General features: G+C 43.3%; 1 protein-coding gene. It reads left to right on the top strand.

Translation table 11 applies throughout. The features are described from left to right. The coding region (locus tag A3763_RS07635) for a lipase secretion chaperone (RefSeq protein ID WP_156494997.1) at positions 1-610 on the top strand (610 nt) is incomplete at both ends.

Here is a 610-nt window from a genome sequence, read left to right as displayed (position 1 = left end):
CCTGCATATGTCTGATATAGCGATCGAACAGTTTTTAGTTGACCCTCAAGGGAAGCTAGTCATCAATGAGAACATCAAAAACATATTCGAGTATTTCCTTATGGCTTCTCATATCGAGGGACAAGACCAGGTCATTGAACGCATACGCGAGTATATTGAGATGAGTTTGTCTGGCGAAGCAACGATGAAAGCCCAGGAAATAGCAGACAATTATCTGCTTTATAAAGGCAACCTGAGTACAGAGCAATTTGCCATGAACACAGACTTCAGTCAGCAGGAAAACCTGACAATGCTGCGCTCTGCGCTTGATGATAAAAAAAACACACGTCGACAATACCTCGGTAAAGAACTAAGTGAAGCCTTGTTCGGTCACGAAGAACGTTATGATGACTATTCTTATCAGCGCTTACTGATCAACAGCGACAGTTCACTAAGCGAGCAGGAAAAAGATCAGCTGATGGCTCAGGCCGAAAGCCAACTGCCCAGTAAGATGGCTCAAGGCATGCGCTATAAGCGCGAAGAAAAAAAGCTCACCGCACAAATAAACAGTCTTAAGAATCAGTCTGACACGGCTGAAGAAATCTTCGATTTAAGAGCTAATTTCTATGGA

The organism is Oleiphilus sp. HI0128 (assembly GCF_001635365.1).
Note: the sequence above shows the minus strand (reverse complement) of the source record. Positions and strands in the feature narration are given on the sequence as shown.